The organism is Chromobacterium haemolyticum DSM 19808 (assembly GCF_000711885.1).
In the GTDB taxonomy this organism is placed as follows: domain Bacteria; phylum Pseudomonadota; class Gammaproteobacteria; order Burkholderiales; family Chromobacteriaceae; genus Chromobacterium; species Chromobacterium haemolyticum.
Genome location: NZ_JONK01000021.1, coordinates 21,307 through 46,247, shown reverse-complemented (window position 1 = coordinate 46,247; position 24,941 = coordinate 21,307). Strand labels below are relative to the sequence as shown.

Annotated in this window: 25 protein-coding genes; 6 read left to right on the top strand and 19 right to left on the bottom strand. The window is 62.9% G+C overall.

Features of this window, described 5'->3' with window-relative positions; genetic code table 11:
- Positions 1-30: 30 nt before the first annotated feature.
- From BR71_RS13545 to BR71_RS13480, 14 genes are all read right to left on the bottom strand, one after another.
- Positions 31-2,187, bottom strand: coding sequence for a UvrD-helicase domain-containing protein (locus BR71_RS13545; protein ID WP_043638218.1), 2,157 nt, complete (start codon positions 2,185-2,187; stop codon positions 31-33).
- A 119-nt stretch (positions 2,188-2,306) separates the two neighbouring features.
- Complete coding sequence (locus BR71_RS13540; protein WP_043638213.1) at positions 2,307-4,397, bottom strand: acyltransferase family protein; 2,091 nt, start codon at positions 4,395-4,397, stop codon at positions 2,307-2,309.
- Between the two features lie 69 nt (positions 4,398-4,466).
- Positions 4,467-4,937 carry a DUF2269 family protein gene (locus tag BR71_RS13535; RefSeq protein WP_043638209.1) on the bottom strand — a complete coding sequence of 157 codons (471 nt, stop codon included), beginning with the start codon at positions 4,935-4,937 and terminating at the stop codon, positions 4,467-4,469.
- Positions 4,934-5,302, bottom strand: coding sequence for a DoxX-like family protein (locus tag BR71_RS13530; protein WP_043638205.1), 369 nt, complete (start codon positions 5,300-5,302; stop codon positions 4,934-4,936). The genes BR71_RS13535 and BR71_RS13530 overlap by 4 nt, the downstream gene beginning before the upstream one ends.
- Complete coding sequence (locus BR71_RS13525; RefSeq protein WP_043638202.1) at positions 5,299-6,138, bottom strand: complex I NDUFA9 subunit family protein; 840 nt, start codon at positions 6,136-6,138, stop codon at positions 5,299-5,301. Before BR71_RS13525 ends, BR71_RS13530 begins: the two co-directional genes overlap by 4 nt.
- Positions 6,135-6,506 carry a hypothetical protein gene (locus tag BR71_RS24475; RefSeq protein WP_052370560.1) on the bottom strand — a complete coding sequence of 124 codons (372 nt, stop codon included), beginning with the start codon at positions 6,504-6,506 and terminating at the stop codon, positions 6,135-6,137. The genes BR71_RS13525 and BR71_RS24475 overlap by 4 nt, the downstream gene beginning before the upstream one ends.
- Before the next feature lie 101 nt (positions 6,507-6,607).
- Positions 6,608-7,135, bottom strand: coding sequence for a GbsR/MarR family transcriptional regulator (locus BR71_RS13515; protein ID WP_019102373.1), 528 nt, complete (start codon positions 7,133-7,135; stop codon positions 6,608-6,610).
- A 119-nt stretch (positions 7,136-7,254) separates the two neighbouring features.
- Positions 7,255-7,485 carry a DUF2061 domain-containing protein gene (locus tag BR71_RS13510; RefSeq protein ID WP_019102374.1) on the bottom strand — a complete coding sequence of 77 codons (231 nt, stop codon included), beginning with the start codon at positions 7,483-7,485 and terminating at the stop codon, positions 7,255-7,257.
- 157 nt (positions 7,486-7,642) lie between these two features.
- Positions 7,643-8,485 carry an isopenicillin N synthase family dioxygenase gene (locus BR71_RS13505; protein ID WP_019102375.1) on the bottom strand — a complete coding sequence of 281 codons (843 nt, stop codon included), beginning with the start codon at positions 8,483-8,485 and terminating at the stop codon, positions 7,643-7,645.
- A gap of 144 nt (positions 8,486-8,629) precedes the next feature.
- Positions 8,630-9,436 (bottom strand): DUF3658 domain-containing protein, encoded by an 807-nt coding sequence (locus BR71_RS13500; RefSeq protein ID WP_043638199.1) that lies wholly within the window; start codon positions 9,434-9,436, stop codon positions 8,630-8,632.
- Positions 9,433-10,215 (bottom strand): serine O-acetyltransferase, encoded by a 783-nt coding sequence (gene cysE / locus BR71_RS13495; protein WP_019102377.1) that lies wholly within the window; start codon positions 10,213-10,215, stop codon positions 9,433-9,435. The genes BR71_RS13500 and cysE overlap by 4 nt, the downstream gene beginning before the upstream one ends.
- A gap of 33 nt (positions 10,216-10,248) precedes the next feature.
- Positions 10,249-10,959: a TIGR02117 family protein gene (locus BR71_RS13490; protein WP_052370559.1), complete on the bottom strand. Its 711-nt coding sequence runs from the start codon at positions 10,957-10,959 to the stop codon at positions 10,249-10,251.
- A gap of 6 nt (positions 10,960-10,965) precedes the next feature.
- Positions 10,966-12,462 (bottom strand): ribonuclease G, encoded by a 1,497-nt coding sequence (gene rng / locus BR71_RS13485; protein ID WP_039755437.1) that lies wholly within the window; start codon positions 12,460-12,462, stop codon positions 10,966-10,968.
- A 17-nt stretch (positions 12,463-12,479) separates the two neighbouring features.
- Positions 12,480-13,076 carry a Maf family protein gene (locus BR71_RS13480; RefSeq protein ID WP_043638193.1) on the bottom strand — a complete coding sequence of 199 codons (597 nt, stop codon included), beginning with the start codon at positions 13,074-13,076 and terminating at the stop codon, positions 12,480-12,482.
- A gap of 248 nt (positions 13,077-13,324) precedes the next feature.
- Here BR71_RS13480 and BR71_RS13475 point away from each other — a divergent pair, with 248 nt between their 5' ends.
- From BR71_RS13475 to BR71_RS13450, 6 genes are all read left to right on the top strand, one after another.
- Positions 13,325-14,506, top strand: coding sequence for a multidrug effflux MFS transporter (locus BR71_RS13475; RefSeq protein WP_052370558.1), 1,182 nt, complete (start codon positions 13,325-13,327; stop codon positions 14,504-14,506).
- A gap of 176 nt (positions 14,507-14,682) precedes the next feature.
- Positions 14,683-15,480, top strand: coding sequence for a 16S rRNA (adenine(1518)-N(6)/adenine(1519)-N(6))-dimethyltransferase RsmA (rsmA, locus tag BR71_RS13470; RefSeq protein WP_043638189.1), 798 nt, complete (start codon positions 14,683-14,685; stop codon positions 15,478-15,480).
- 123 nt (positions 15,481-15,603) lie between these two features.
- A complete protein-coding gene (locus tag BR71_RS13465) occupies positions 15,604-16,509 on the top strand; it encodes a glutamate/aspartate ABC transporter substrate-binding protein (RefSeq protein WP_043638185.1) in 906 nt (301 codons plus the stop codon).
- A 164-nt stretch (positions 16,510-16,673) separates the two neighbouring features.
- Positions 16,674-17,414 (top strand): amino acid ABC transporter permease, encoded by a 741-nt coding sequence (locus BR71_RS13460; protein WP_043592404.1) that lies wholly within the window; start codon positions 16,674-16,676, stop codon positions 17,412-17,414.
- Positions 17,411-18,085, top strand: a complete 675-nt coding sequence (locus tag BR71_RS13455) for an ABC transporter permease subunit (protein WP_196783807.1) — start codon at positions 17,411-17,413, stop codon at positions 18,083-18,085. The genes BR71_RS13460 and BR71_RS13455 overlap by 4 nt, the downstream gene beginning before the upstream one ends.
- A 5-nt stretch (positions 18,086-18,090) precedes the next feature.
- On the top strand, positions 18,091-18,825 hold the full coding sequence (locus tag BR71_RS13450) for an amino acid ABC transporter ATP-binding protein (RefSeq protein WP_019101740.1): 735 nt from the start codon (positions 18,091-18,093) through the stop codon (positions 18,823-18,825).
- 190 nt (positions 18,826-19,015) lie between these two features.
- On the opposite strand, the gene BR71_RS13445 is transcribed toward BR71_RS13450, so the two are convergent.
- The 5 genes from BR71_RS13445 to BR71_RS13425 all read right to left on the bottom strand — a co-directional run bounded on the left by BR71_RS13445 (position 19,016) and on the right by BR71_RS13425 (position 24,776).
- A complete protein-coding gene (locus tag BR71_RS13445; protein ID WP_043638181.1) occupies positions 19,016-19,357 on the bottom strand; it encodes a hypothetical protein in 342 nt (113 codons plus the stop codon).
- A 75-nt stretch (positions 19,358-19,432) separates the two neighbouring features.
- Positions 19,433-19,792, bottom strand: a complete 360-nt coding sequence (locus BR71_RS23015) for a GIY-YIG nuclease family protein (RefSeq protein WP_052370557.1) — start codon at positions 19,790-19,792, stop codon at positions 19,433-19,435.
- On the bottom strand, positions 19,779-21,359 hold the full coding sequence (locus tag BR71_RS13435) for a TerC family protein (protein ID WP_043638178.1): 1,581 nt from the start codon (positions 21,357-21,359) through the stop codon (positions 19,779-19,781). Before BR71_RS13435 ends, BR71_RS23015 begins: the two co-directional genes overlap by 14 nt.
- A gap of 253 nt (positions 21,360-21,612) precedes the next feature.
- Entirely contained in the window at positions 21,613-22,758 is a 1,146-nt protein-coding gene (gene ccsB / locus BR71_RS13430; RefSeq protein WP_043638366.1) for a c-type cytochrome biogenesis protein CcsB, read from the bottom strand.
- The gene (locus BR71_RS13425) at positions 22,758-24,776 is read right to left on the bottom strand and encodes a cytochrome c biogenesis protein ResB (protein WP_043638175.1); all 2,019 of its coding nucleotides are present in this window, start codon (positions 24,774-24,776) and stop codon (positions 22,758-22,760) included. The genes ccsB and BR71_RS13425 overlap by 1 nt, the downstream gene beginning before the upstream one ends.
- Positions 24,777-24,941 lie beyond the last annotated feature (165 nt).

Genomic DNA, 24,941 nt, shown 5'->3' with positions numbered 1-24,941 from the left:
CAAGCGGCCGCCGCTGCGGCGGGAAGAGGCTCAGCCGGCGCTTAGTTTGGCGTAGCGCAGATCCAGCCACTTCACGCCGTGTTCGGCGAAGTTGATTTGCAGACGCACATCCTCGCCGCCGCCTTCGGCGTTGATCACCACGCCGCTGCCGAACTTGGCGTGCTCGACGGATTGGCCGATGCGGAAGCCCTGGCTGTTGTCAGCGGCCACGCGGCCGACTTTGGGGACCGTGCGCCAGGATGTGTTTGTCGATGCATTTGTCTTGGCCGGCGCTTTCACTTTAGCAGATAGGTCGTGGGTGAGCTCCGTCGGGATTTCGTCGACGAAGCGAGAGCGGATCGGATAGCGGCTCTGGCCGTGCAACATGCGGCTTTGCGCGTTGGACAGATAGAGCCGCTGGCGGGCGCGGGTGATGGCCACGTACATCAGCCGGCGTTCCTCCTGCAGGCCCTTGCCGTCATTCATGCTGTTTTCGTGCGGGAACAGGCCTTCTTCCAGGCCGGAGACGAATACGGCGTCGAACTCCAGTCCCTTGGCGGCGTGGACCGTCATTAGCTGCAACGCGTCGCTACCGGCTTCGGCCTGGTGCTCGCCGGCTTCCAGGCTGGCGGCGCTGAGGAATTCGGTCAGCGCCTGCGCCGGATCGTCCGGCATGAAGCCCGCGGCGGCGTTGATCAATTCGTCCAGGTTGGCCAGCCGTTCTTCGCCTTCCTTCTTGTCCTGTTCGTACATTGCGCGCAGGCCGGAGTCGTCTATGGCCAGGCTGACGGCCTCGGCCAGCTTCAGTTCGCGGCTGCGCTCGCGCATGCGCTCCACCAGCAGTACGAATTCGCCCAGCTTGGCGGCGGTGCGGCCGCCGCCGGAGGCGCAGGCGGCCTGCCACAGCGTGACGCCTTGCTCGCGGCTGACCGCCTGCAGGCCTTCCACCGTGCGCGCGCCGATGCCGCGCGCCGGCACATTGATCACGCGCAACAGCGCGTTGTCGTCTTCCGGGTTGGCGATCAGACGCAGATAGGCCAGCGCGTGCTTGACTTCCTGACGCTCGAAAAAGCGCAGGCCGCCGTAGATGCGGTAGGGAATCTGGGCGTTGACCAGCACATGCTCCAGCAGTCGCGACTGGGCGTTGGAGCGGTAGAGAATGGCCATGTCGGAGAGGTTGAAACCATCGCGCTTGAGGCTGCGCACCTCGTCGGTGATGAATTCGGCTTCCTCGCCGTCGGAATAGGCCTCGAACAGACGGATCTTTTCACCCTCGCCGGCGTCGGTCCACAGATTCTTGCCCAGCCGGCCGTCATTCTGCTCAATCAGCGCGTTGGCGGCGTTGAGGATATTACCCATCGAGCGGTAGTTTTGCTCCAGGCGCACCGGCTCGCTGACCGAGAAATCGTTGAGAAGGGAACGCATATTGCCCACTTCCGCGCCGCGGAAAGCGTAGATGCTCTGGTCGTCGTCACCGACGGCGAACAAGGAACCGTCGTCGCCGGCCAGGAGCTTGAGCCAGGCGTATTGCAGATGGTTGGTGTCCTGAAACTCGTCCACCAGGATGTGGCGGAAGCGGCTGCAGTAGTGCTGGCGCAGGGCCTGATTGGCGTTCAGCAGTTCGTAGCTGCGCAGCAGTAGCTCGGCGAAGTCCACCACGCCTTCGCGGCGACACTGGGCGTCGTAGGCGGCGTACAGTTCCACCAGTTTGGCTTCGTAGGGATTGAGCGCCGGCGGCAGCTTGTCGGCGCGCAGGCCGGCTTCCTTGCTGCCGTTGATGAAGCTTTGCACCGCGCGCGGCGGAAATTTCTCGTCGGACAGTTCCAGGCTTTTCAGCAGGCGCTTGATGGCCGCTTGTTGGTCGGCGGAGTCCAGGATCTGGAAGGTCTGCGGCAGGCCGGCGTCGCGGTAGTGCGAGCGCAGAAAGCGGTTGCACAGGCCGTGGAAGGTGCCTATCCACATGGTGCGCACGTTCACCGGCACCATGCTCGCCAGCCGGGTTTGCATCTCGCGCGCGGCCTTGTTGGTGAAGGTCACCGCCAAAACGCCGCTGGGGCTGGTTTGCCCGGTGGACAGCAGCCAGGCGATGCGGGTGGTCAGCACCCGGGTTTTGCCGCTGCCCGCGCCGGCCAGCACCAGCGCGCTCTTGTCGGGCCAGGTGACGGCGCGCAGTTGTTCTGGATTGAGGCCGGCGAGGAGATCTGTCATGGCGAGGTGTCTATCTGGTTCAGGCAAAACGCCATTTTACACTAGGCGTCGACGTCGTCGGCATTGCGTGGGGAAAAGCGAAAATGGCAGCCAAGAGGCTGCCATTCGCAGGGGCGGGTTTAGCGCTCGGCGCTTCTTGCCCAGTCGAAGCTGGGACGGAAGCTTTCCGTCAAGGTCAGCGCCATGCTGGCGGTGATGTGGTCCTTGTCTTGATAGCGCACTTTGCCATCACGGCTGGCGAAGCAGGTTTTGGCGTCGCAGAACTGGTCCAAAGGCTCCCACAGGCGGATATTCGCGTGACGGGCGGCGACGCGTTGCAATAGCTGAACAATTTGCAGGCGACGGCTCTCAACTTCAGCACGCCGAACATCGCAGGCCGCAGCGCCCAAGCGGGCGACGCATTCCGGCGGCGACTTGCTCATCTCCGCTTCCGGCAGCACCAGGACGATCTTCAGTCCCAGGCCGGCCATGTCTTGCGCGTTGCGGTTCAACGATTGTTCCAGGACTTGCAGCGAGGTGGCGCGGTCTAGCGGAGCGACGCCGGCCTTCATGCCGCCGGATAGGTTGGGAGTGCCGTCAAGGCCTGCGGCAACCAGCCCGGTCATGGCGGGCCTGCCCGGCAAGTCTTGGGCGGTGTAGCTGTTCCAGCGCGCATTGAGGAGTACGCCGGTGACGCCTTGGGCCGCCAACTGAGGTAGTTCCGCGCGCACGGCTCGGGCGAAGTTGAGGCACCAACTACGTTTTTTGCCTTCGCCCACGGGCATGGCGTCGGCCAGGGGCGGGCAGCCGTGGTAGACCCGGCGCAGGACGGCGACGCCGCTCTCTTTGGCCAGTGTGTCGTACAGCGGCATCAGATGATCGGTATGGGAGTCGCCCCAGGCCAGCAGTTTAAGCGGAGCGCCGGGCGAGCCGATCAGGCATTGCGAGCGTGAGGGCAAAGGGGCACCGTCGGCCGGCATGCCGCAATCGCCAACAAAATGAAAAGCGTCGCGTTTGGCCTGCAGAATATTTTGCTGCCCCGGCCAAGGGAAGCGCTTGGGCAGGTACATAGCGGCAGTCCCCAGCAGCCACAGGCCGAGAGTGATGCTCAGGCCGGTCCGCAGCGTGGATTTGACGTCGCGCAGCTTTCGCCATTGCCCTCGGCGCAGTGGTTGCTCCACATAGCGGTAGCTCAGCCAGGCCAGAGCCAGCGCCAGGACGCCGCCCAAGAGCATGTCGCGGGTGAGGTCGCGCTCGCCCAGGCCCCAGTAGCGGCCCAGCGCCAGCAGTGGCCAATGCCACAGATAAAAGCCGTAGGACAGCAGACCGATGCTGGTCCACGGACGAGAGCCGATGCAGCGGCTTATCGGGTTGGATGCGTCCAGCATGCCGGCCAGAATGAATAGCACGCTGCCGATGACCGGCAGTAACACAATGACGCCGGGAAAGACCATACGCTCATTCAGCAGCGCGATTGACCCCAGCAACAGCGCCAGGCCGAGAGCAGCGATGGGCAAAGCCAGACGCCGGCCTCCGCGCGGGGGCGGTAGCAAAGCCAGCAAGGAGCCGGCGGCGAATTCCCAGGCGCGGGCGGGCATCAGATAAAAGGCTTGCGGCGTATCGCGATAGCTTAGCCATAAGCTCAAGCACAGTGATCCAAGCAGGACCGCACCCAGCGCCAAGCGCATTCGCGAGTCGGTAACATGGCGATCCGCCTTGCTCAGACGGAAAACGGCCCATAGCAGCAAGGGCCAGACCAGATAATATTGCTCCTCCACCGCCAGCGACCAAGTGTGAAGGAAGACTTTGAGGTCGGCGTCGGAGTCGAAATAATCGAAGGCGTGCTTGAGAAAGTGATGGTTAGCGGACAATGTGGCAACCGCACGCACTTCTCGTCCCAGTTTTATCTGGTCGTCCGGCAGCATCACGAAATAGGCTACAACCAGGCTGGCGGCCAGCACCAGCGCTAGGGCCGGAGCCAGTCTGCGGATGCGACGCGCGTAGAATGCCTTGAAGTCAATGCGGCCTTGCGCCAGCAATTCCTGACGTAGCAGGCCGCTGATCAGAAAACCGGAAATGACGAAAAAAATGTCTACGCCGACAAAGCCGCCGCCGAATCCAGGCAGGCCGATGTGGAAGGCGACCACGCTGAGCACGGCCAGTGCGCGCAAGCCGTCGATGTCCGGCCGGTAAGCTTTGGCATCGATGCAGGAATGAGGAGTGAGCGACATATTGCAGAGAGATCAAGCCGTGATTCGGGCTTGAATAATAAAAACCAGGCATTTTATCTGCTTTTCAACTCAACCAGCCGGTTTTATCACCATAAGGGAGTATGTGCTAAGCATGGCCAGAAAGGCCGGATAGCCCAGGCATTCCCAATAGCGGGCGTAACGCCAGTAGCGCGCCGGCAGCGGTTGGCCGGCGGCGACGGCGGCGCGCGCCATCGTCGCCATGCGGATTTGCAGCCGCAGTACCGGCAGCCAGCACAGGCCGGCGAACAGGAACAGTCCTATGGAGGTGAGCAGCCAGCCGCTGGCCAGAGGCCAACCGGCCTGCCGCGCCAGCCACAGACCGGACAGCGGCTGAAAAATCACTGCTGGAGTGGTGAACCACCAGTCGGCGCGCACCACAAGCCGCGCTACCTCGGCCTGGGCTGCGCTCTGGCGGCCGCGGTTGACGAAGAACATGTAGAAGGCGGAGCCGAAGCCGGTGCCCACCATCAGGGTGGCGGACAGGATATGCAAGGTTTTGACCACGAGATAGACGTTCATGAGAGAGTCTCCCGGCGAGCGCCCAGCCAAAGCAGCATGGCCAGAATGGGCAGGTTTTTCATTAATGGCGCGAACGGATGCAGCCAGTTTTCCGGCAGCCAGATCGCCAGCGTAAGGCTATAGCCGGCGACCGCGGCGGCCTGGGCCCGCCACAAGGCGCGGCAGGGGCGCAGTAGGGTCAGCAGACCGAAGGCGAGGTCCAGGCCGCAGGCGGCGAGAAAGAGCGGCGCTGCCCAGCCGACGGGTAGCGGCAAACGCTGCAGCATGACGATGGACGCGTCCCAGGCGCTGAGCGGCGGCTGTAGGCCGCTCCACAGCCACAGCGCCGCCAGCGCGTATTCAATATTGCGTGTGGACGGATTCATGGCGCTTCCCGGAATTGGCTGCTGGCCAGCGGGGCGCGTTGCAGCAGCGCGCCGAGGGCGGCCGGGTCGCCGCAGCTGCCGCGGTTCAGCATGGTCAGGGTATCGCGGCTGATCAGGCTGGCCGGCCAGCGTTCGGCCAGCGTCGCCAGCGCCCGGCTGGCTTGAGGCGGCAGGTTGAGTATGTAGGCGGGCGAGGGCAGACCTTGCAGTTGGCGCAGCTGGCGCAGATAGTCAGCCAGCGTCAGCGCTTCGGCGCCGACGAAATCGACGACGCCCTCCGGCGCTTCATCGGCCGCGGCCAGCCTCGCCAGACCGTCGATCACGTCGTCGCGCGCGACCGGCTGCACCTGTTGGCTGCCGCCATCGGGCAGCAGCCACAGCGGCAGCCGCGCCAGTTGCAGCAGCAGACGGCTGCTGGCGCCTTGTGGACCGTAGATCAGCGAGGGGCGCGCGATGCGCGCCTCCAGGCCGCTGGCCAGCAGGGCGGCGTCGCCGCGGCCCTTGCCGGCCAGGAACAGGGTGTCCGCTTGCGGATCCGCGCCGAGGGCCGACAATTGCACCCAGCGGCGGACATCGGCCTGATAGGCCATGCTGGCCAACTGCAGCGGCCCCAGGTGATGAATGGCTTCCAGCGCGCCGGCCGGGCGGTCCAGCAGTTGGCCGGCGGCGTTGACCACCACGTCGACGTTTTCCAGCCAGTAACGCCAGTCGGCGCGCGGCTGGCGCAGATCCAACTGGCGACGGCTGGGCGCGCTGACGTGATGACCGTCTTGTTCCAGGCGCTGACGCAGCGGCCGGCCGATGAAGCCGCTGCCGCCCAAGAGCAGTATCTTCATTGCGTAGCCTCCCGGGGAGCGGCCGGCGCGGTTTGGACCTGATGGGCGCCGGGACGCGGCGCCACTTGTCGCCACACCAGACGCAACAGCACCAGCATTTGCGCCACTACGCCCAGCAAGGCCCACATCAGGATGCCGCGGATGTCCAGCCATAAGGAGGCGGAGGGGACGTCAGGCGCGAACAGCAGCACGGCTAGCAGCGGGCCGGCCAGGATCAGGATCAAGAAGGCGCGTTGCCAGAACGGGCCGCCAGCGCCGTGCTCGCAAAGCGCTTGGGTCACTTGCCGCAAAGGCCCGGCCAGCAGCCACCAGCACAGCAGGCCGCACAACAGGGGGATGATGATCATGCTGATGATGAATCCGCTCATGGTGTTCTCCTTGGTTTCTGAAATTTCTGTCAAAACAGAAATATAGTGGCAAAAAAAAGGGCGGGCATTGTGGCTGCGCCGATCCAACCCGCGCCGTGTGTTTACTTGTCCCGGCCCAGCAGCTTCTGGATGCTGGCGCCCATCTTCAATACCCGGCTCAGGGTGGCGGTGGACAGCCGCAGCATTTCACGGGTCCAGGAGGTCAGCGTGTCCATGAACTGCCAGGTGTTGCGGATGCGTTCCTGCGCCAGCGGGCTTTCCTGCTGAAAGTCCGGGCTGTCCATGCATTCCTTCAGCACCAGCAGCGTGGGTTCGATTTCGCGGCGTTGCCGCTCCGCCACGATGATGCGGAACAGTTCCCAGACATCGCCCGAGGTCTCGAAGTGGTCGCGGCGGTCGCCCAGCACATGCACGGTGCGGATCAGTTGCCAGTTTTGCAGCTCTTTCAGACTATTGCTGATGTTGGAGCGGGCCACGTTGAGGGTGTCGGCCAGTTCCTCGGCGTTCAGCGGGCGTCCGGTAATGAACAGCAGCGCGTGTATTTGAGCAACGGTGCGGTTCACGCCCCAGCGGGTGCCCATTTCGCCCCAGTGCAGCACGAAGCGTTGAGATACGGGTGTCAGTTCCATGGGGTTAACAATATTTGTTTCCGAAATTTCTGTCAACACAGAAATTCATTGGCATGATGAAAAAAAGGGAGCGGAGGGGAAGGGGCCGTGCCCGGTGAGCGGGCACGGCGTCGAAGAAGTCAGTGCTGATGGAACAGGGCGTTGTGCCCGGCAGCGCCGGTTTCGGCGGCTTGGGCCTTGCGGCCGCGGATGCGGTCCCACACTTTTTCGTGGAAGTAATAAGCCACGGTGTTGACCAGCGGTTCCACCAGGGCCAGCAGGCTGGAAACGCCGATATTGCCGGTCAGTAGATAGGCCACGCTGAAGGCGACAGTGAAATGGCAGATGGCGAAGGTGATGGTCTTGAGCATGGCTAGGCTCCTCGGTGAGAATTAACTGAATGATAGTCATTCTCATTTATGTGTGCCAGTTGATTCTTTTGCTCAAGTCGATAGCGTAACACTAATGAATGTTTGATCTTAATTGTGGAATCCGCCGGCGGAGAGTGGGGCTTCCGCCGGCAGGGGCTTACTGTTTGACGCCCAGTTCGCGTAGGCGCTCGTTCAGATAGCTGTCCGCGGTGTAGCGGTTGGACAGCACGACTTCCGGCCGCGGGTGCAGGAACAGCGGCAGCGAGATGCGGCTCTTGGTCGCGCCTTCGCCGGTGGGGTTGACCACGCGGTGCTGGGTGGACGGGTAGTAGCCGCCGGAGGCTTCTTGCAGCATGTCGCCGATATTGACCACCAGGGTGCCGAAATCACAGGGCACGTCCAGCCACTCGCCTTGCTTGTCCTGTACTTGCAGGCCAGGTTCGTTGGCGGCGGGCAGGATGGTCAGCAGATTGATGTCGCCGTGGGCGGCGGCGCGCAGCGAGCCGGCGGGTTCCCGGCCGGTGAGTGGCGGATAGCGCAGCACGCGCAGCAGGGTCTTCTGGCTGTCTGCGATCATGTGGGACAGCGGTTCGGTGTAGCTGGCGGCGATGTGGGCCGGGGTGTATTGCTGCACCCAGGACAGCAGTTCTTGAGCCAACTGGTTGGCGACGGCGTAGTAGCGGTCGGCATCCGCCTTGAGTTCCGGCGGTACACGGCCCCACGGGTAGATGTGGAAGTATTCCTTGATGTCTTTCAGGCTTGAGCCCTTGGCGGTTTCCGACACCTCCGGGGAAAACCAGCCGTCCTGGCGCTCCATGGAGAAGGCGTAGTCGTATTTGGCCTGGCTGTTGAAGAAGGCAAGCCAGTCCGCATAGATTTTTTCGACCAGGTCCTGGGGTACCGGATGATTGACCAGCACGCCGAAGCCGGTTTCGTGCAGCGAACGGGTGAATTGTTCCGCGGCGTCCGGCGCGTGGTAGTCGACAACTCTGACATTCATGGGGTGGGGTTCCTGAGGATGCAGGACGCTGCCATTCAATGGCGGGGCAGGCGTCAAGGGCTGGGATTTTACCCGCGCGGCTGTGCATCACCAAGCGCTTGCTGTAGTCCTTCAGGGCAGATGTCGCGCTGTAGCAACTGGGCTTCAGGCGCAGCGGCGGATTCGCGGGGAAGAACCCGCTGTTCCAGCCGCGCTTTCGGCGCAGAGCCGACCCGCGCGCAGCAGTTGCTGTACGCGCCAGAACAGAAGGTCGGATGAAACCAGTGCGTCCCGGATGCGGATGAACGCGGCGCCGACCAGGCGCTGGATAGCGAGCGGGTCCGCGCCGGCCTGTTCCAGCAGCAGCGCATCGTAATGCTCCAGCGGCGCTTCAACGATGGTGTTGTCCTGCCAGCGGCGTAGTCCCTGGCCGCGTTCGCGCCAGTGGCGCCATTGCGCGGCCAGCGCTTGCCGTTCCGCGGCGCTGAGCGGGCGTTGCAGCGGCCGGCAGGCGGCCAGCTGTTCCAGCGGCAGCATGGCCAGACTCCATTCCGCCATCTCGTCGCCGGCTTGCCATGCCGGTTCCGGCACGGCGATGACGGACAGCGGGCAGTGCGCCGGCAGTTGTTCTGCCAACAGCGCCAGCGTCAGGTGGTCGCCGGCGTTGCGGCCCAGCCAGATGGTGAGCGGGCGCGGCTGTTCCAGAAGCCGCAGCAGCGCCTTGCGGCTGGCCTGGTGGCGGAGCAGCCAGCCGTCCTCGTATTCCGGCAGCCAGGGTTGAGCTTGTAGCAGTTGTTGGTGCCAGGCCAGGCGCAGGCCTTGATCGATGGCGTCGGCGTCCAGAAGCGGGCCGGCGCTTAGATCTTCGATGAAGGGTAGGACTTCGCCGTTGAGCAGGCCGTCGCGTCGCAGCGCGTTCAGCATGCCGGCGGCGGAGTCGCCGACAGCGAGGTGGGCCCGCTCAGCGCTCATACGCGCTGATCCATATCCAGCGCCGGGGTGCCTTCGCAGGCGCGGGCCACCACGCGGGCGGGCACGCCGACCACGGTGGTGTGGGCCGGCACGTCTTCCAGCACCACGCTGCCGGCGCCTATCTTGGCGCAGGCGCCCACCTGGATGTTGCCGAGGATGGAGGTGTTGGCGCCGATCAGCACGCCGTCGGCGATCTTGGGATGGCGGTCGCCGTGTTCCTTGCCGGTTCCGCCCAGGGTCACGCCCTGCAGCATCGAGACGTTATCGCCGATGACGGCGGTTTCGCCCACCACGACGCCCGTGCCGTGGTCCAGCATCACGCCCTGGCCGATGCGGGCGGCCGGGTGGATGTCGGCGCCGGTGACTTCGGAAATGCGGTTTTGCAGAAACAGCGCCAGGGTTTTGCGCTCTTCCCGCCACAGCCAGTGGGTGATGCGCTGGCACTGGATGGCGTGGAAGCCTTTGAAATAGAGCAGCGGGGTGGAGTAGTTGTCGCAGGCCGGATCGCGGTCGAAGCAGGCGCTGATGTCGGCGCGCGTGGCGGCGCTGATGGCCGGGTCGGCGTCCAGCGCTTCTCGGAACAGTTCCATCAGCGCGCGGGCGTCCATCACCGGGCTGGCGAGCTTGCTGGACAGGTGAAAGGCCAGCACGTCTTCCAGGGTATTGTGGCGCAGCACGGTCATGTGCAGGAAACTGGCCAGCATGGGCTCGTCTTGCGCGGCTTGTTCGGCTTCCTGCCGGATGGCGAACCAGAGCGGATCGCCGTTTTCTTCGTTCATTTTGCGAAACTCCCTTACGCCGAGGCGATCGTCTCAGCGGTCTTTCAATTGCCAGAATAGTGCGTGGTCGAATGGGGACCACCAGGCGGTGCGCACGCCGCTGGCCGCCAGCGCGTCGCGCACCCACTGGTTGCAGGTGGTCAACGGGCTATAGCGGCCGTTGGCCAGATAAAACGCATCCTGATCATGATAATGATAGCCCTGCATCCAGAGGGCTTTTCCGATTGCGTCGCGGGCGACGGAGGCCTGGATGAAGCCGGCCAGCCGCCGGTATTGTTCCGGCGCAAGCATCAGGCGCCGAGTGGCGGCGCCTTCGCGCGGCATCGGCAGATATTCCACATGCAGTACGGCGCCGTCCAGCCCGGACAGGGCGTAAAGCGCTTTGCCTGGGGTGAGGTCCGACCAGTCCCGTGTTTCCAGGAAAAAGCTGCGGCTGCCCCAGCCTATGCCCACATAGGGCAGTTTGTCCAGATTGGGCCCGGCGCGCGGATGCTCTGGGGAGAAGGTCTCGTCCCAGTTCATGCCGGGGCCGCTGCGCGGCAGCAGCAGGCCAGCGTGCACACCATTGCTGTCCAGGAAAACCGGAATGCCGGCGTCGCTCTGCCGCCAGTCACGGTTGACCGGGAGCAGCCCAAGCGTCAGCGCGGCGAGCAGGTAGAGCGAAATTAGCGCCAGCAGGCCCAGCGCCGCGCGGGACAACAGGCGCGGCAGCCGGGCCGCCAGACGAAACGGGCGGAATGACATGGCGGCTTACAGCAGGACGACGTCGAATTGCTCCTGGGTGTAGGTGGCTTCCACCGACAGCGAGATCGGCTTGCCGATGAAGTCGATCAGCATCGCCAGGCTTTGCGATTCTTCGTCGATGAACATGTCGATCACCGATTGCGCGGCCAGGATGCGGTAACCCTTGGCGTCGAACTGACGCGCTTCGCGCACAATCTCGCGCTGGATCTCGTAGCACACGGTTTGCGCGGTCTTGATCTCGCCGCGGCCCTGACAGGTGGGGCAGGGCTCGCACAGTACGTGGGCCAGGCTTTCACGGGTGCGCTTGCGGGTGATTTCCACCAGGCCCAGGCTGGTAAAGCCGTTGAGGGTGACGCGGGTACGGTCGCGCGCCATCGCCTTGGCCAGCTCCGCCAGCACCGCGGATTGGTGCTCGTCGTTGTCCATGTCGATGAAGTCGACGATGATGATGCCGCCCAGATTGCGCAGCCGCAGCTGTCGGGCGATGGTCTGGGTGGCTTCCAGATTGGTCTTGAAGATGGTTTCGTCGAAATTGCGGTTGCCGACGAAGCCGCCGGTGTTGACGTCAATGGTGGTCATCGCCTCGGTCTGGTCGATGATCAGATAGCCGCCGAACTTCAGGTTGACGCGGCGCGCCAGCGCCTTGTCGATCTCGGCCTCGATGCCATGCAGCTCGAACAGCGGGCGTTCTCCGCTGTAGCGTTCTATCTTGTCCACGGCGATCTGCACGTATTGCTCGGCGAACTCCACCATGCGGCTGTAGTTTTCCGTGGAGTCCACCACCACCTGGTCGGTGAAGCCGCTGACCATGTCGCGCAGCACGCGCACCGCCAGCGGGAGGTCTTCGTAGAGCAGGCTTTGCGCCGGAAGGTGCTGGGATTTGTGGCGGATGTCGGACCACAGCTTGGACAAGTAGCCGATGTCGGCGGCCAATTCGTCGTCGCGCGCGGTCTCTGCGCTGGTGCGGATGATGTAGCCGCGCGGGCTGTTGGCCGGTAACAGTTTTTCCAGCCTGGATTTCAGATTGTGGCGCTCGCTTTCGCTGTCTATCTTCTGCGATACGCCGATGTGCTCTTCCTGCGGCAAGTGCACGAGGAAGCGTCCGGCCAGCGAGATCTGGGTGGACAGACGCGCGCCCTTGGTGCCAATCGGATCCTTGATCACCTGCACCAGCACGGTCTGCCCCTCGAACAGCATCTTCTCGATGCGTTGGGGTTCGGTCGGGTGCTGGCGCTGTTCCAGCACGTCGGCGATATGCAGAAAGGCGGCGCGTTCCAAGCCGATTTCAATGAAGGCGCTCTGCATGCCGGGCAGCACGCGCTTGACCTGGCCCAGATAGATGTTGCCGACAATGCCGCGGCTGGCTGCGCGCTCCACATGCAGTTCCTGAACCACGGCGTCTTCCAGCACCGCGACTCGGGTTTCCTGCGGGGTGATGTTGACTAGGATTTGTTCCTTGGGGCGCGGCAGATCGCGCGGCAGGGGTATCGATTGATGCAGCATGGTGGTCCCCCGGGCGCTCATGGAAACTGGAAGCCGAATTCGCTCAGCAGCGCCGCGGTTTCGAAGATAGGCAGGCCCATCACGCCGCTGTGGCTGCCGTGGATGCGCTCGACGAAGACGCTGGCTTTGCCCTGGATGCCGTAAGCGCCGGCCTTGTCGAAAGGCTCGCCGCTGTCCAGGTAGCGCTCAATGTCCTGCTCGCTGAGCGGGCGGAAGAACACCTCGGTGACCGAGGTCTTGAGCCGCACCTTGTCGCCTTCGCGCACCGCCACGCTGGTGATGGCTTGATGGCTGCGGCCGGAGAAGGCCCGCAGCATGCGGCGGGCGTCGTCGGCGTTTTCCGGCTTGCCGAAGATTTCGCCGTCCATCGCCACCGTGGTGTCGGCGGCCAGCAAGGGCCGGGACGGCAGTCCGCAAGACACCACGACCTGCCAGCCGGCCTCGGCCTTGGACAGCGCCAGCCGTTCTGTGTAAGCGACGGCGGATTCGCCGGGCCGCACCGATTCGTCGATATCGGCGTGGATGCGCTCCAGGTGCATGCCCAACTGTTCCAGAATTTCGCGGCGGCGAGGGCTGCCGGAGGACAGGTAAATCCGGGTGTCATTTGCGGTCATGATAGTCTGCTCATTTGTTCTTTCGGTCGCTGTCTAGGTTACCAGACGCGTGATGCCGCAACCATCGAATCCATCAGGCGCCAGGCTTTTTCAGGCCGCCGCGGTCCGTGTTACATGGCGTCAATTTGCTGTTTTTAAAGGCGCGGAAGCGGTGCCCAGGCGGGTTTTTTTCCTGCGCCCTGCTGCGGCGGGGCGCTCTCCCCGGTATCATGGCGGCTTGCTTCCCCATCCCCTGTCGTCATACCCCGATGCCCAACCCTAGCGCTTCTCCGTTTGCCCGCGCCGCTACCTTGGCGGCCATCTTGTTGATCTTGTTCAATCCCTTGGGCATCGATCTTTACCTGTCGGCAATGCCGGCGATGCAGCTGCATTTTCAGGCCGATGTCGCGATCAGCCTCAGCGTGTTCATTTTCAGCCTGGGGCTGGGGCAGTTGCTGTTCGGCCCGTTGGCGGACAGGATAGGCCGCAAGCCGGTGGCTTTGGGCGGCCTGCTGCTGTACGCCGCGGCCGCGTTTCTGGCTAGCCGCAGCGACAGTCTGGGCGGTTTTCTGGGCTTGCGCGCGCTGCAGGGCTTGGGCGCTAGCGCCAGTTCGGTGTGCGCGTTCACCCTGGTGCGAGATTGTTTTTCCGGCAATGCCGCCGCGCAGCGCTACAGCCTGCTCAATGCCGCTCTGAACGTGGTGCCGGCGATGGCGCCCTTGCTGGGCGGCTGGCTGACTGTGCGCTGGGGCTGGCAGTCCTGCTTCCTGGCGCTGGCAGGCAGCGCGGTGCTGGCGGCGGCGTGGCTGGCCTGGAAGATGCCGGAAACCCGGCCCGCTGTTGCCAGCGCCGACAGAGGGCCGGCGATCAGCATGCGCCAAGTGCTGTCCACGCAGGCGCTGCGCCGCTATGGGGCTTGCTGCTGCGCGGCGCTGGCTTTGATCGTCAGCTATGTGACGCTGGCGCCGGCGGTGCTGATTGAGCGCGGCGGGGTGGACGCCACCACCTTCGGTTTGCTGTTCGGCGGCAACGCCCTCTTGGTGATGGCGGCCAGCTTCCTTGGCTTGAAGCTGATCGGCCGCTTTGGTCAAAAAGCGATGTTGCGCTACGGTCTCAACATCATGTTGCTGGCGGGGGTCATGTTGTTGTCGCTATCCGGCCTGCCGGGCGCTTGGCACTATATGTTGCCGATAGGCGTGCTGAGCGTGGGCTTCGCCTGGACATTGGGGCCGGCCAGCGGCATGGCGATGGCGCCGTTCTCTCAGGGCGCCGGCCGCGCCGCCGCCTTGTTGGGCTGCGGGCAGATGTTGTTCGCAGCCGGCGTGTCGGCGGGCCTGGCCGCTTTGCCGTTGCCGGGCGAATGGGCGCTGGGCGCGATGGTGTTGCTGTTGGCCGGATTGTGCCGTTGGCTGACCCGGCCCGCCGCGGCGATTCGGGAAAATCCTCACTGATTTTCAAGTGTTTGGCATGTATTGTGAGATTTGTGGCGCAGGGGCGGCTTTAGCTCTTGTCGGGCAGCCTACAATCGGCAGACAATTGGCCAAAACTTGAGAATTGACTTCGACAATGAGGCGCGACGGCAAGCTGTCCGGCGCTTCTCCGTTCTTTGTACTGATTAGCAGATTTCATGAACAAACATATTCCGCGCAAGCGCTTCGGCCAGAATTTCCTGCAGGACGCCAGCGTCATCGCCAACATCGTGCATGCGGTGAATCCGCAGCCGGACGATGTGGTCATCGAGATCGGCCCCGGACTGGGCGCGATCACCAAGCCGCTATTGGCTGCACTCAAGCATCTGCATGTGGTGGAGATCGACCGCGACATCATCAGCCGTTTGCAAACGGAGTTTCCGGCGGAGCGTTTGAGCATTCATGCCGGGGACGCGCTGGCGTTCGACTTCGCCTCGGTGGCGGAGGGCAAGCTGAAGATCGTCGGTAATCTGCCTTACAATATTTCCACGCCCCTGCTGTTCCATCTGGCCACTTACGGTCAGAAAGTCACCGACATGCATTTCATGTTGCAAAAAGAGGTGATCGAACGCATGGTGGCGGAGCCGTCCACCGCCGACTACGGCCGATTGACGGTGATGTTGCAGTATCGCTTTGAAATGGAGAACATCCTGCATGTGCCGCCGGAAGCGTTCTGGCCGCCTCCGAAGGTGGATTCCGCCGTGGTGCGGATGATTCCGGCACCGGGCCGTTGCGGCGTGGCCGACGATGAGGCGCTGCTGGAGCAGGTGGTGACCACGGCGTTTTCGCAGCGGCGCAAGACGCTGAAGAACAATTTGAAGGGTCTGCTGGACGCGGATGGCTTCGCCGCGCTGGCGCTCGATCCCGGGCTGCGGCCGGAGAACCTGCCGGTGGGGGATTACGTCCGCCTGGCCAATTATCTGAGCGCGAAAGGCCTCAAGGCCAAACGCCAGTAACAGGGCGTTGAAAGTAAAAAACACGAGCGGGCGTTCAGCGCCCGCCGCACTACAAAGAGTCGTCTGTCCCCGTCCTTGTTGGCGGGGGCTGTCTATCACAGGAAGTGAAAAAGGAGAAACTTCATGCGTATTCGCTCCACCCTGATCTGTGCCGCCACTTTGGGCGCCTTCTGCGCCGCTCCGGCCATGGCCGCCGAACTGACCGGCACTCTCAAGAAAATCAAGGATTCCGGCGTGATCGTTTTGGGCAACCGCGACGCGTCCATTCCGTTTTCCTACTACGACAATAACCAGAAGCCGGTGGGCTACTCGGTGGATTTGGCCAACAAAGTGGTTGAGCAGGTGAAAAAAGAGCTGAAAATGCCGAACCTGCAGGTCAAATACAATCTGGTGACGTCGCAGACTCGCATCCCGCTGGTGCAAAACGGCACAGTGGATCTGGAGTGCGGTTCCACCACCAATAATGTGGAGCGTCAGAAGCAAGTGGCGTTCTCGGTGGGCATCTTTGAAATCGGCACCCGTCTGTTGACCGCCAAGACCTCCGGCATCAAAGACTTCCCGGATCTGAAGGGCAAGAACGTGGTGACCACCGCCGGCACCACTTCCGAGCGCCTGATCAAGGCGATGAACGCCGATAAGAAGCTGGGCATGAACATTATCTCGGCCAAGGATCACGGTGAATCCTTCCTGATGCTGGAGTCCGGCCGCGCCGCGGCCTTCATGATGGACGACGCGCTGCTGTACGGCGAGATGGCCAAGGCCAAGAACCCGGCCAACTGGGTGGTCACCGGCAAGGCGCAGTCCTACGAGATCTACGGCTGCATGCTGCGCAAGGAAGATCCCGCCTTCAAGAAGGTGGTGGACGCCGCGCTGAGTAACACCTTCAAGTCCGGCGAGGTCAACAAGATCTACGCCAAGTGGTTCACCAGCCCGGTGCCGCCCAAGGGGCTGAACCTGAACTTCCCGATGTCCGATGAATTCAAGGAGCTGATCGCCAAGCCGACCGACAAGTCTGCCGAGCAGATGTAAGTCGCGGTTGGCGCGTCGCCGCCCCGTGCTCCCCGCCGTTTCGCGGGAAGCACGGGGCGTGCGGCCGTACCCGCTTTCTTTGTGTGTGGCCGGGCGTTTAAGCCGGGCCGCGGCCCGCCGGCGCGGATGAGCGCGCCGGCGGGCTGGCGTTGTGGGAGTGAAGCATGAATTACCACTGGGACTGGATGGTGTTTTTCAAGTCCACCGGGGTGGGTAGCGAAATCTATCTGAACTGGTTCGTGTCCGGCCTGGGCTGGACCATCGCCGTGGCGTTGGCCGGCTGGGCGATCGCCCTGGCTTTGGGCTCGGTGCTGGGCGTGATGCGCACGGTATCGAACCGGTGGGTGGCGGGCATCGCCACCGCCTACGTCGAGTTGTTCCGCAATGTGCCCTTGTTGGTGCAGTTGTTCGTCTGGTACTTTCTGATCCCGGATCTGCTGCCCGAGGGTGCGCAAACCTGGTTCAAGCAGGACCTGGCGCCGGCCACTTCCGCCTTTCTGTCGGTAGTGGTGTGTTTGGGGTTGTTCACCGCGGCGCGGGTGTGCGAGCAAGTGCGCACCGGCATCGAGGCTCTACCGCGCGGTCAGCGCAACGCGGCGCAGGCGATGGGCTTCACCTTGCCGCAAGCCTACCGGCACGTGCTGTTGCCCCAGGCCTTCCGCATCATCATTCCGCCGCTGACCAGCGAGTTTTTGAATATTTTCAAGAACTCTTCGGTGGCTTCGCTAATCGGCCTGATGGAGCTGCTGGCGCAAACCAAGCAGACCGCGGAGTTCTCCGCCAACATCTTTGAGGCCTTCACCCTGGCCACCATCATTTATTTCGTGCTCAATATGAGCTTGATGACGCTGATGGCCTGGATCGAGCGGCGCGTGCGCATTCCCGGCATGATGGGGGGCAAATGATGGAATTGGATTTCAGTCAGATCGTTCCGGCGCTGCCGGGTTTGTGGCAAGGCATGCAGCTGACCCTGAAACTGCTGGTGATGGCGGTAGCGGGCGGCGTGGTGTTGGGCACCTTGCTGGCCCTGGCCCGGCTCTCCGAGCACCGGGTGTTGTCGCCGCTGGCCAAGTTCTACGTTAATTACTTCCGCTCCATCCCCTTGCTGCTGGTGATCTCCTGGTTCTATCTGGTGGTGCCGATGGTGCTGAACTGGATTACCGGCAGCCTGGAACCGGTGGGCGCGTTCACCTCGTGCCTGGTGGCCTTCGTGATGTTCGAGGCGGCGTATTTCTCCGAAATCGTCCGCGCGGGCATTCAGGCCATCCCCAAGGGCCAGGCCGGCGCGGCCTACGCGCTGGGGATGAACTACGGCCAGGTGATGCGGCTGGTGATCCTGCCGCAGGCCTTCCGCAAGATGACGCCCTTGCTGCTGCAGCAGTCCATCATTCTGTTCCAGGACACTTCGCTGGTGTACGCTGTGGGTTTGATGGATTTCCTGAACACCGCCCGCTCCAAGGGCGATGTCGTCGGTTTGCCGCATGAGTTCCTGCTATTTGCCGGCGCGGTGTATTTCGTGATCAGTTTCGGCGCTTCCCTTTTGGTGAAGCGCATGCAAAAAAGGTTGGCTGTATGAGCGCAATGATTTCCCTGAAGCAAGTCAGCAAGTGGTACGGACAGTTCCAGGTCCTGACCGATTGCACCACCCAGGTCGCCAAGGGCGAGGTGGTGGTGGTGTGCGGGCCGTCCGGTTCCGGCAAGTCCACCTTGATCAAGTGCGTCAATGCGCTGGAGCCGTTTCAGAAGGGCGAGATCGTTGTCGACGGCATCTCGGTGGGCGATCCCAAAACCGACCTGCCCAAGCTGCGCAGCCGCGTTGGCATGGTGTTCCAGCACTTCGAACTGTTCCCGCACCTGTCCATCACCGAGAACCTGGCCATCGCTCAGGTCAAGGTGCTGGGCCGCGGCCAGGACGAGGCGCGGGACAAGGGCCTGAAGCTGTTGGACCGCGTGGGCTTGAAAGCGCACGCCGACAAGTTTCCCAGCCAGTTGTCCGGCGGCCAACAGCAGCGGGTGGCGATTGCGCGCGCGCTGGCGATGGACCCGATCGCGATGTTGTTCGACGAGCCCACCAGCGCGCTGGACCCGGAGATGATCAACGAGGTGCTGGACGTGATGACCGAGTTGGCGCACGAGGGCATGACCATGATGTGCGTGACCCACGAGATGGGCTTTGCCCGCCGCGTGGCCAACCGCGTGATCTTCATGGATCAGGGCCACATCGTGGAGGATTGCGATAAGGACGAGTTCTTCGGCAATCTGGACGGCCGCTCCGAGCGGGCTCGTCACTTCCTGTCCAAGATCTTGCAGCACTGATTCCAATCCCATTTAACACCGATAACTTTGTCGGCTTCACTACGCGGGGCCTTGCCGTACTCTCTTGTACTGTCTGCGGCCTCGCTTGTTCGCCTTCGCGTTTTCGGTTCTAACTGGAACTGGAGTGAGCCCAGCTAGGCCGCAAAGACAAAGCCCGCCATTTGGCGGGCTTTGTCTTTGGACGAGACGATCAGTTGCCGTTCTTGATCTGCTGGCTGACCTGGTTTTCCTCCTGGTTCAGCGTTTTTTGTTCCTGCTTGGTGATGTGGCCGTGGTCCAGCTTGGCCATGCCTTGTTCTTGCTGGCGGATGTCGCGGTCTTCACCGTGCAGCTTGCGCGCTTCGTCGCGGCTGATCTTGCCTTCCTTCAGTTCGTGGTGGATGCGGCGGTCCTGATGGTGCAGGCGCTGATTGACTTCCTCGCGGCGTGGATGTTCTTTCTGCCATTCTGATTCGGCCCGGGCCTGGGCGGCGAACAATAAACTGGCGGCGAGCAGGCTGGCCAGCATGAGGGGGCGAGCGTTCGTTTTCATCTTGATCTCCTGGAATGGCAATAACTGCCAGATGTCAGCCTAGGGCAGAAGACGGTAAGTATCTGTTAAGGCTGGTTAATCTGTGTTGCCATTGGCGGGCGCCGACATGAAAACCGTGAAATCTCCGTCCGCGGGCGCGTGGAGGTTCAGGAAGTCCAGCTTGGCTGCGCGGTCCAGCCGCTTGAACGCGTACTCGGCCTTCAGGGCGTCGGAGCGTCCGGTGCAGACTAGCACCAGGGCCAGCGCTTGCGGCGGATTGAGCCGAGTGTAGCGCGCGCCCTTGCCGGCGGCGTGCTGGGCGTAGCGGCGCGCCACATCGGTGGTGACGCCGGTGTAAAGCGCGCCGTCCTGGCAGCGCAGCACGTATAAAAACCAGGGCCGGGGGGAAGCCCGGCCCTGAGTGCCTCGCGCGGCGGCGGACTTAGATGCTGGCATCCAGATTGACCAGCGGGCTGATCAGCACCCGCTCGGTGCGGTTGCCCTTTTGCACGGTGACGCGCAGCTTCCATTCGCCGACGGTGATTTCATCGCCCTCGCGCGGAATGCGCTCCAGGCAGTCCATCAGCAGGCCGGCCACGGTGTGGAAGTCTTCGTCCTCGAAGTCCCCCAGCACGATGTGCTGTTCCAGCGTCACCAGTTCCAGGCTGCCTTCCACATCGAAGCTGCCGTCGGCCTGCTGCAGGATGGCCGGCAGTTCGTGACGCTCGTGCTCTTCCGGAAACTCGCCGGCGATGGCCTCCATCAAGTCCTTTTGGGTGACGATGCCTTCCAGGCTGCCGAACTCGTTGACCACGAAGGCCATGTCCGCCGAATGTTGGCGGAAGCTCTCCAGCGCCTTGAGCACGGTGACGGTTTCCGGCAGCACCAGCGGCTGACGCAGGGCGGCGTCGATGTTCATCTCGCCGCCGTCCAGCAACTGGGTCAGCAGGTCTTTGCGCGCGACGATGCCCAGCGGCTCGTCTATGCTGCCGTCCCGGATCACCACCAGCCGGGAGTAGGGGCTATCGCGCAGCACTTTGCGCTGGGCATCCTGGCTCTGGCTCAGGTCCAGGCGGTGGACATCGGCGCGCGGCGTGGCGATCACGCGGATCGGCCGCTCGGCCAGGGTCAGCACGCTGTGTATCATCGCGCGCTCGTTTTGGGCGAAGGCTTCTTGCGGTTCGGCGTCCTTGCTGTCTTCCACCTTGCCTTCATCGGCGCTGGGGCTGGTCAGCTTGCTGCCCATCAGGCTCAGCACCGCGTTGGCGGTGCGTTCGCGCAAGGATTGGTTGCGGTTCAGGTAGCGGATGCGGTTGGCCTGAGAGACCTGGTTAAAGGCCTCGATCAGCACCGAGAAGCCGATCGCCGCGTACAGATAACCCTTGGGAATATGGAAGCCGAAGCCTTCCGCCACCAGGCTGAAACCGATCATCAGCAGGAAGCCCAGGCACAGCATCACCACGGTGGGGTGGGCGTTGACGAAGGCGGTCAGCGGTTTGCTGGCGGCAATCATCATCAGCATGGCGATGATGACTGCCAGCATCATCACCGGCAGGTGTTCGGCCATGCCGATGGCGGTGACCACCGAGTCGATGGAGAATACCGCGTCCAGCACCAGGATCTGGGCGACGACGGTGCCGAAGGCGGCGTAAGCCTTCTGGCCATTGCTCTTCACTTCATCCACGCCTTCCAGGCGTTCGTGCAGTTCCGTGGTGGCTTTGAACAACAGGAATACACCGCCGCCCAGCATGATGAGATCTCGCCCCGAGAAGGGTTGGCTGAGCACATGGAACAGCGGCGAGGTCAGCGTCACTAGCCAGGAGATGCTGGCCAGCAGCACTAGACGCATGATCAGAGCGAGCGACAGGCCGGTGATGCGGGCGCGGTCGCGTTGGTGCGGGGGGAGCTTTTCCGCCAGGATGGCGACGAAGATCAGGTTGTCAACGCCCAGCACCACCTCCAGGATGATCAGCGTGAGGAGGCCAAGCCAGGCGGAAGGGTCAGACAGCCACGAAACGTCCATGATGAAAACGAAGATTCCTTATAAATAAAAACGGGGTAAAAATAGCACAGTCGGAGCGCGATTAACAAAAATCCGTCGCGACCGGCCGCGCCGGCAAGAGAAAAACCCCGCGTCGGCGGGGTGGCTCGGGGGGAGGTTTAGAACACGCTCACGATCTCGCGAGCTTGAGCGAGACACGGTGTTGAGGCGGAGAAAGCGGGGTGTATCTGTTTACACCCCGTGCCACCAAGAGCAGCAGATCGCAAGCAGGCTCTTACAGGCCGCCGTAGGAATGCAGGCCGGCCAGGAACATATTGACGCCGAGGAAGGCGAAGCTGGTGACTAACAAGCCCACCACCGCCCACCAGGCCAGCGGCGCGCCGCGCCAACCCTTGACCAGGCGAATGTGCAGCCAGGCGGCGTAGTTCAGCCACACGATCAAAGCCCAGGTTTCCTTGGGGTCCCAGCTCCAGTAACCGCCCCAGGCGTCTGCGGCCCACATTGCGCCCAAGATGGTGGCGATGGTGAAGAACAGGAAGCCGACGGCGATGGCTTTGTACATCACCTCGTCCAGCACTTCGGCCGGCGGCAGCTTGTCCTTGAGCCAGCCCTTCAGTGAGAGGAGTTCAGCGATGCCGAGCATGGCGGCGATGGCGAAAGCGCCGTAGCCGACGAAGTTGGCCGGCACGTGTATCTTCATCCACCAGGATTGCAGCGCCGGGATCAAGGGTTGGATCTCGTGAGCCTGGCGGTCGAAGGTGTACCACAGGATGAAGCTGACCGAGGCGCAGATCACCAGCAGCACGAAGGCGCCCATCTGACGCGCCGCGTACTTGGCTTCGTAGTACAGATACATCAGCGAGGTGATCAGCGTGAACAAGACGAAAACTTCGTACAGATTGGACACCGGGATGTGGCCGATGTCCGGACTGATCAGGTAGCTTTCGTACCAACGGGTGAACAAGCCGGCCAGGCCCATCACCGACGCGGCCCAGGTCAGGCCGGTGCCCATGCGGTTGAGGGTGTCGGAGCGAGTCAGCAAGCCGATCCAGTACGAGAAGGCGGCTAGGAAAAACAGCGTGCACATCCACATGATGGAGGATTGGCTGGACAGCATGTACTTGAGCAGGAAGGCGGTCTGCCCGCGCGCGAGCTCATGCTGATAAACCTGGATCGCCAGCAACGAGATACAGCCCGCCAGCGGGAAGAACCAGCGCCAGGATTTCCAGAACCAGCCCAGGCCGATCAAGCCCAGCGCCGAGCCGGCCAGGATAGCCTGCTCATAGCCGTCCATGTAATGGTTGTACAGCGCGTAGCTATAGCCGGCGGCGCCCAGCACCAGCAGCGCGTAGAGCCAGTCGGCCAGGCTCAGCCGTTTCAGCAGCGGCTGTTGCGAGAAAGAAGCGTGGGCCAGTTCCATCATGCACCTCGTACCAGCTGTTTGATTAGTTGAGTATGGCGCGCAAAGTCGCCGTCCAGATCGCGATTATGCCGGTTTGACGTCATCGCTACCCGTACTTTGGAACCGTTGACGCGAATCCATAGACGCAGCTCGCGCACGTAGAACATCAGGATGATGCCGAAGACCAGCAGCACCGAGCCCAGATAGACCAGGGTCTTGCCGGGCGAGCGGGTCAGCTGCAGGCCGGAGGCTTGCACCTGCTCGAAGCCTTCCAGTTGCAGGAATACCGGCGCGCCGTAGTCGTGCAGCGAGCTGACCGCCACCAGGCTGTCCAGCAGGAAGCGGTAATGCTCGCTGTCCAGCTTCATCGCCGGCAGGCCGGCTTTTTCGTCCGCCACCGCCATCACGTCCGCCACCGCGCCTTGCAGGATCTTGATATAGGTTTGCGCCACGGCCTGGCGTTTGTCTTGCGGCACGCGGGCGTCCAGGAACTTCTCCAGGCCGACGAAGCCGCTGTCGCCGAAGCGCGCCAATACCCATTTGACGCTGTCGGTGAACTGCTGCTGCATTGCCGGGCTGATAGCGTCGCCTTTCAGCGCCTTGTGCGCGGCGCGGCGGGCGATTTCGTCGTAACGCGCCGGGTCCAGCAAGGCGGCGCGCAGGCGCATGAAGCGCTCCACGCTCATCTCTTCATCCAAGGGGATGCGCACGTATTGGAACGGTTCGGCCACGGTTTTGCGCACGCCGGCCATCTGATAGCTGGCGCCGTCTTGCTGAATCGGGGCCATGTAATGCATGAACTCCACCGCTTGACCCTGGGCGTCGCGCAGTTTGAAACTGATCGACGGCCCCTGGTTTTTCAGCTGCTTGTCTTGCTTTACCTCGCGCGCGTCGTGCATGCGCTGCGACAAAGTGCGCTGCTCGTCCTGAGGCTTGCCGATGTTTTCTATGTTGAATACGCGCAGTTCCCCCACTTCCAGCGTGTAGTCCTTGCCGTTGGCTTTCAGGGGTTGGCTGGACATCGACACCGCTGGAATCTCGGTGGGACGCGCCTGCGGCGCGGCCAGGTTCCAGGCCTTGAACTTGAGCGGGGAGGCGCCGTCGCCGAAGCTGGACTGGTAGATGGCGATGCCGTCGACGATCAGCGGATGGTTGACCTTGACGGTGGCCTCGGTGGTTTTTCCGCTGGCCTTGTCTGTGACGACGATGTCGCTGGCGAACAGCTTGGGCATGCCGTTGCTGTAGTAGTCGACGTGAAACTTCTTCAAGGTGATGATGAAGGGCAGTTCCTGAACCAGGTAGCCGTTGCCGGCGTTGAGGAAGGTAACGTCGGCGCTCTTGTTCTCCGCAATGGTGACATTGCCGCGGAAGGACAGATTGTTCGGGCCCAAGCGGCTGACCGCCGGAATCTGGTTTTGCGGCACATCGCGGGTTTCGGGCACCACTTTGCCGGTCAGTTCGCCTATTTTCAAGGGCAGGTTGCCGTCCAGAAGGCCGCCTATGCAGATCACCACCAGCGCGATGTGGGCGAAGAAATAACCAAGCTTGCCGGCCGCGCCTTTCTTGGCCGCCAGCACCAGGCCGCCGTCGGTGCGCGCTTGCTCCTTGAGGCGGAAGCCTTGCGCCTGCAAGTAGGCGCGGGCGGCCTCGGTGTCGAAGCCTTCCGCCTGGAAGCTGACGCTGTGTTTCATCGCCGCCAGTGAGTTGTCGGAGGCTTTTTCACGGTAAGCGCGCATCTCCTTGATGAAGCCGGGACCGTTGCGCAGAATGCACAAGCTGGTGGACAGCACGAGGAAGGCGAGGATGGTGAGGAACCACGCCGAATGGTAGACGTCGTACAAGCCTAGCCATTCAAACGCTTGAAACCAGAATTGCCCGAATTCGAAGGCATAATTGGGATAGGGTTCGTTCTGTTTCAGAACCGTCCCGATCACCGAGGCGATGGCCAGTATCGTCAGCAGGCCGATGGCGAAGCGCATCGAGCTGAGCAACTCATACCAGGCATGAGCCAGGCCGTTGCGGCTAGTTTTTTTCATAGTGGCGTAAAGTGCAAAAAGGAAAGCCCGTGGACGGGTCTTCCCTTTTGAGCCGGGGGTGCCGGACAAAGTTGCCGGCGCGTCTCGAAGTGCGGACGGCGCCGTCTGGCGCAAGCGGCGCGGAGTTCCCTACACGGCGCGGCCCTGCGGGCCGTCATGCCCGGC

What these genes read in the sequence shown, in the direction of transcription:
- BR71_RS13545 (WP_043638218.1), bottom strand. Translation starts at nt 2,187, where the DNA reads ATGACAGATCTCCTCGCCGGCCTCAATCCAGAACAACTGCGCGCCGTC.
- BR71_RS13540 (WP_043638213.1), bottom strand. Translation starts at nt 4,397, where the DNA reads ATGTCGCTCACTCCTCATTCCTGCATCGATGCCAAAGCTTACCGGCCG.
- BR71_RS13535 (WP_043638209.1), bottom strand. Translation starts at nt 4,937, where the DNA reads ATGAACGTCTATCTCGTGGTCAAAACCTTGCATATCCTGTCCGCCACC.
- BR71_RS13530 (WP_043638205.1), bottom strand. Translation starts at nt 5,302, where the DNA reads ATGAATCCGTCCACACGCAATATTGAATACGCGCTGGCGGCGCTGTGG.
- BR71_RS13525 (WP_043638202.1), bottom strand. Translation starts at nt 6,138, where the DNA reads ATGAAGATACTGCTCTTGGGCGGCAGCGGCTTCATCGGCCGGCCGCTG.
- BR71_RS24475 (WP_052370560.1), bottom strand. Translation starts at nt 6,506, where the DNA reads ATGAGCGGATTCATCATCAGCATGATCATCATCCCCCTGTTGTGCGGC.
- BR71_RS13515 (WP_019102373.1), bottom strand. Translation starts at nt 7,135, where the DNA reads ATGGAACTGACACCCGTATCTCAACGCTTCGTGCTGCACTGGGGCGAA.
- BR71_RS13510 (WP_019102374.1), bottom strand. Translation starts at nt 7,485, where the DNA reads ATGCTCAAGACCATCACCTTCGCCATCTGCCATTTCACTGTCGCCTTC.
- BR71_RS13505 (WP_019102375.1), bottom strand. Translation starts at nt 8,485, where the DNA reads ATGAATGTCAGAGTTGTCGACTACCACGCGCCGGACGCCGCGGAACAA.
- BR71_RS13500 (WP_043638199.1), bottom strand. Translation starts at nt 9,436, where the DNA reads ATGAGCGCTGAGCGGGCCCACCTCGCTGTCGGCGACTCCGCCGCCGGC.
- cysE (WP_019102377.1), bottom strand. Translation starts at nt 10,215, where the DNA reads ATGAACGAAGAAAACGGCGATCCGCTCTGGTTCGCCATCCGGCAGGAA.
- BR71_RS13490 (WP_052370559.1), bottom strand. Translation starts at nt 10,959, where the DNA reads ATGTCATTCCGCCCGTTTCGTCTGGCGGCCCGGCTGCCGCGCCTGTTG.
- rng (WP_039755437.1), bottom strand. Translation starts at nt 12,462, where the DNA reads ATGCTGCATCAATCGATACCCCTGCCGCGCGATCTGCCGCGCCCCAAG.
- BR71_RS13480 (WP_043638193.1), bottom strand. Translation starts at nt 13,076, where the DNA reads ATGACCGCAAATGACACCCGGATTTACCTGTCCTCCGGCAGCCCTCGC.
- BR71_RS13475 (WP_052370558.1), top strand. Translation starts at nt 13,325, where the DNA reads ATGCCCAACCCTAGCGCTTCTCCGTTTGCCCGCGCCGCTACCTTGGCG.
- rsmA (WP_043638189.1), top strand. Translation starts at nt 14,683, where the DNA reads ATGAACAAACATATTCCGCGCAAGCGCTTCGGCCAGAATTTCCTGCAG.
- BR71_RS13465 (WP_043638185.1), top strand. Translation starts at nt 15,604, where the DNA reads ATGCGTATTCGCTCCACCCTGATCTGTGCCGCCACTTTGGGCGCCTTC.
- BR71_RS13460 (WP_043592404.1), top strand. Translation starts at nt 16,674, where the DNA reads ATGAATTACCACTGGGACTGGATGGTGTTTTTCAAGTCCACCGGGGTG.
- BR71_RS13455 (WP_196783807.1), top strand. Translation starts at nt 17,411, where the DNA reads ATGATGGAATTGGATTTCAGTCAGATCGTTCCGGCGCTGCCGGGTTTG.
- BR71_RS13450 (WP_019101740.1), top strand. Translation starts at nt 18,091, where the DNA reads ATGATTTCCCTGAAGCAAGTCAGCAAGTGGTACGGACAGTTCCAGGTC.
- BR71_RS13445 (WP_043638181.1), bottom strand. Translation starts at nt 19,357, where the DNA reads ATGAAAACGAACGCTCGCCCCCTCATGCTGGCCAGCCTGCTCGCCGCC.
- BR71_RS23015 (WP_052370557.1), bottom strand. Translation starts at nt 19,792, where the DNA reads ATGCCAGCATCTAAGTCCGCCGCCGCGCGAGGCACTCAGGGCCGGGCT.
- BR71_RS13435 (WP_043638178.1), bottom strand. Translation starts at nt 21,359, where the DNA reads ATGGACGTTTCGTGGCTGTCTGACCCTTCCGCCTGGCTTGGCCTCCTC.
- ccsB (WP_043638366.1), bottom strand. Translation starts at nt 22,758, where the DNA reads ATGGAACTGGCCCACGCTTCTTTCTCGCAACAGCCGCTGCTGAAACGG.
- BR71_RS13425 (WP_043638175.1), bottom strand. Translation starts at nt 24,776, where the DNA reads ATGAAAAAAACTAGCCGCAACGGCCTGGCTCATGCCTGGTATGAGTTG.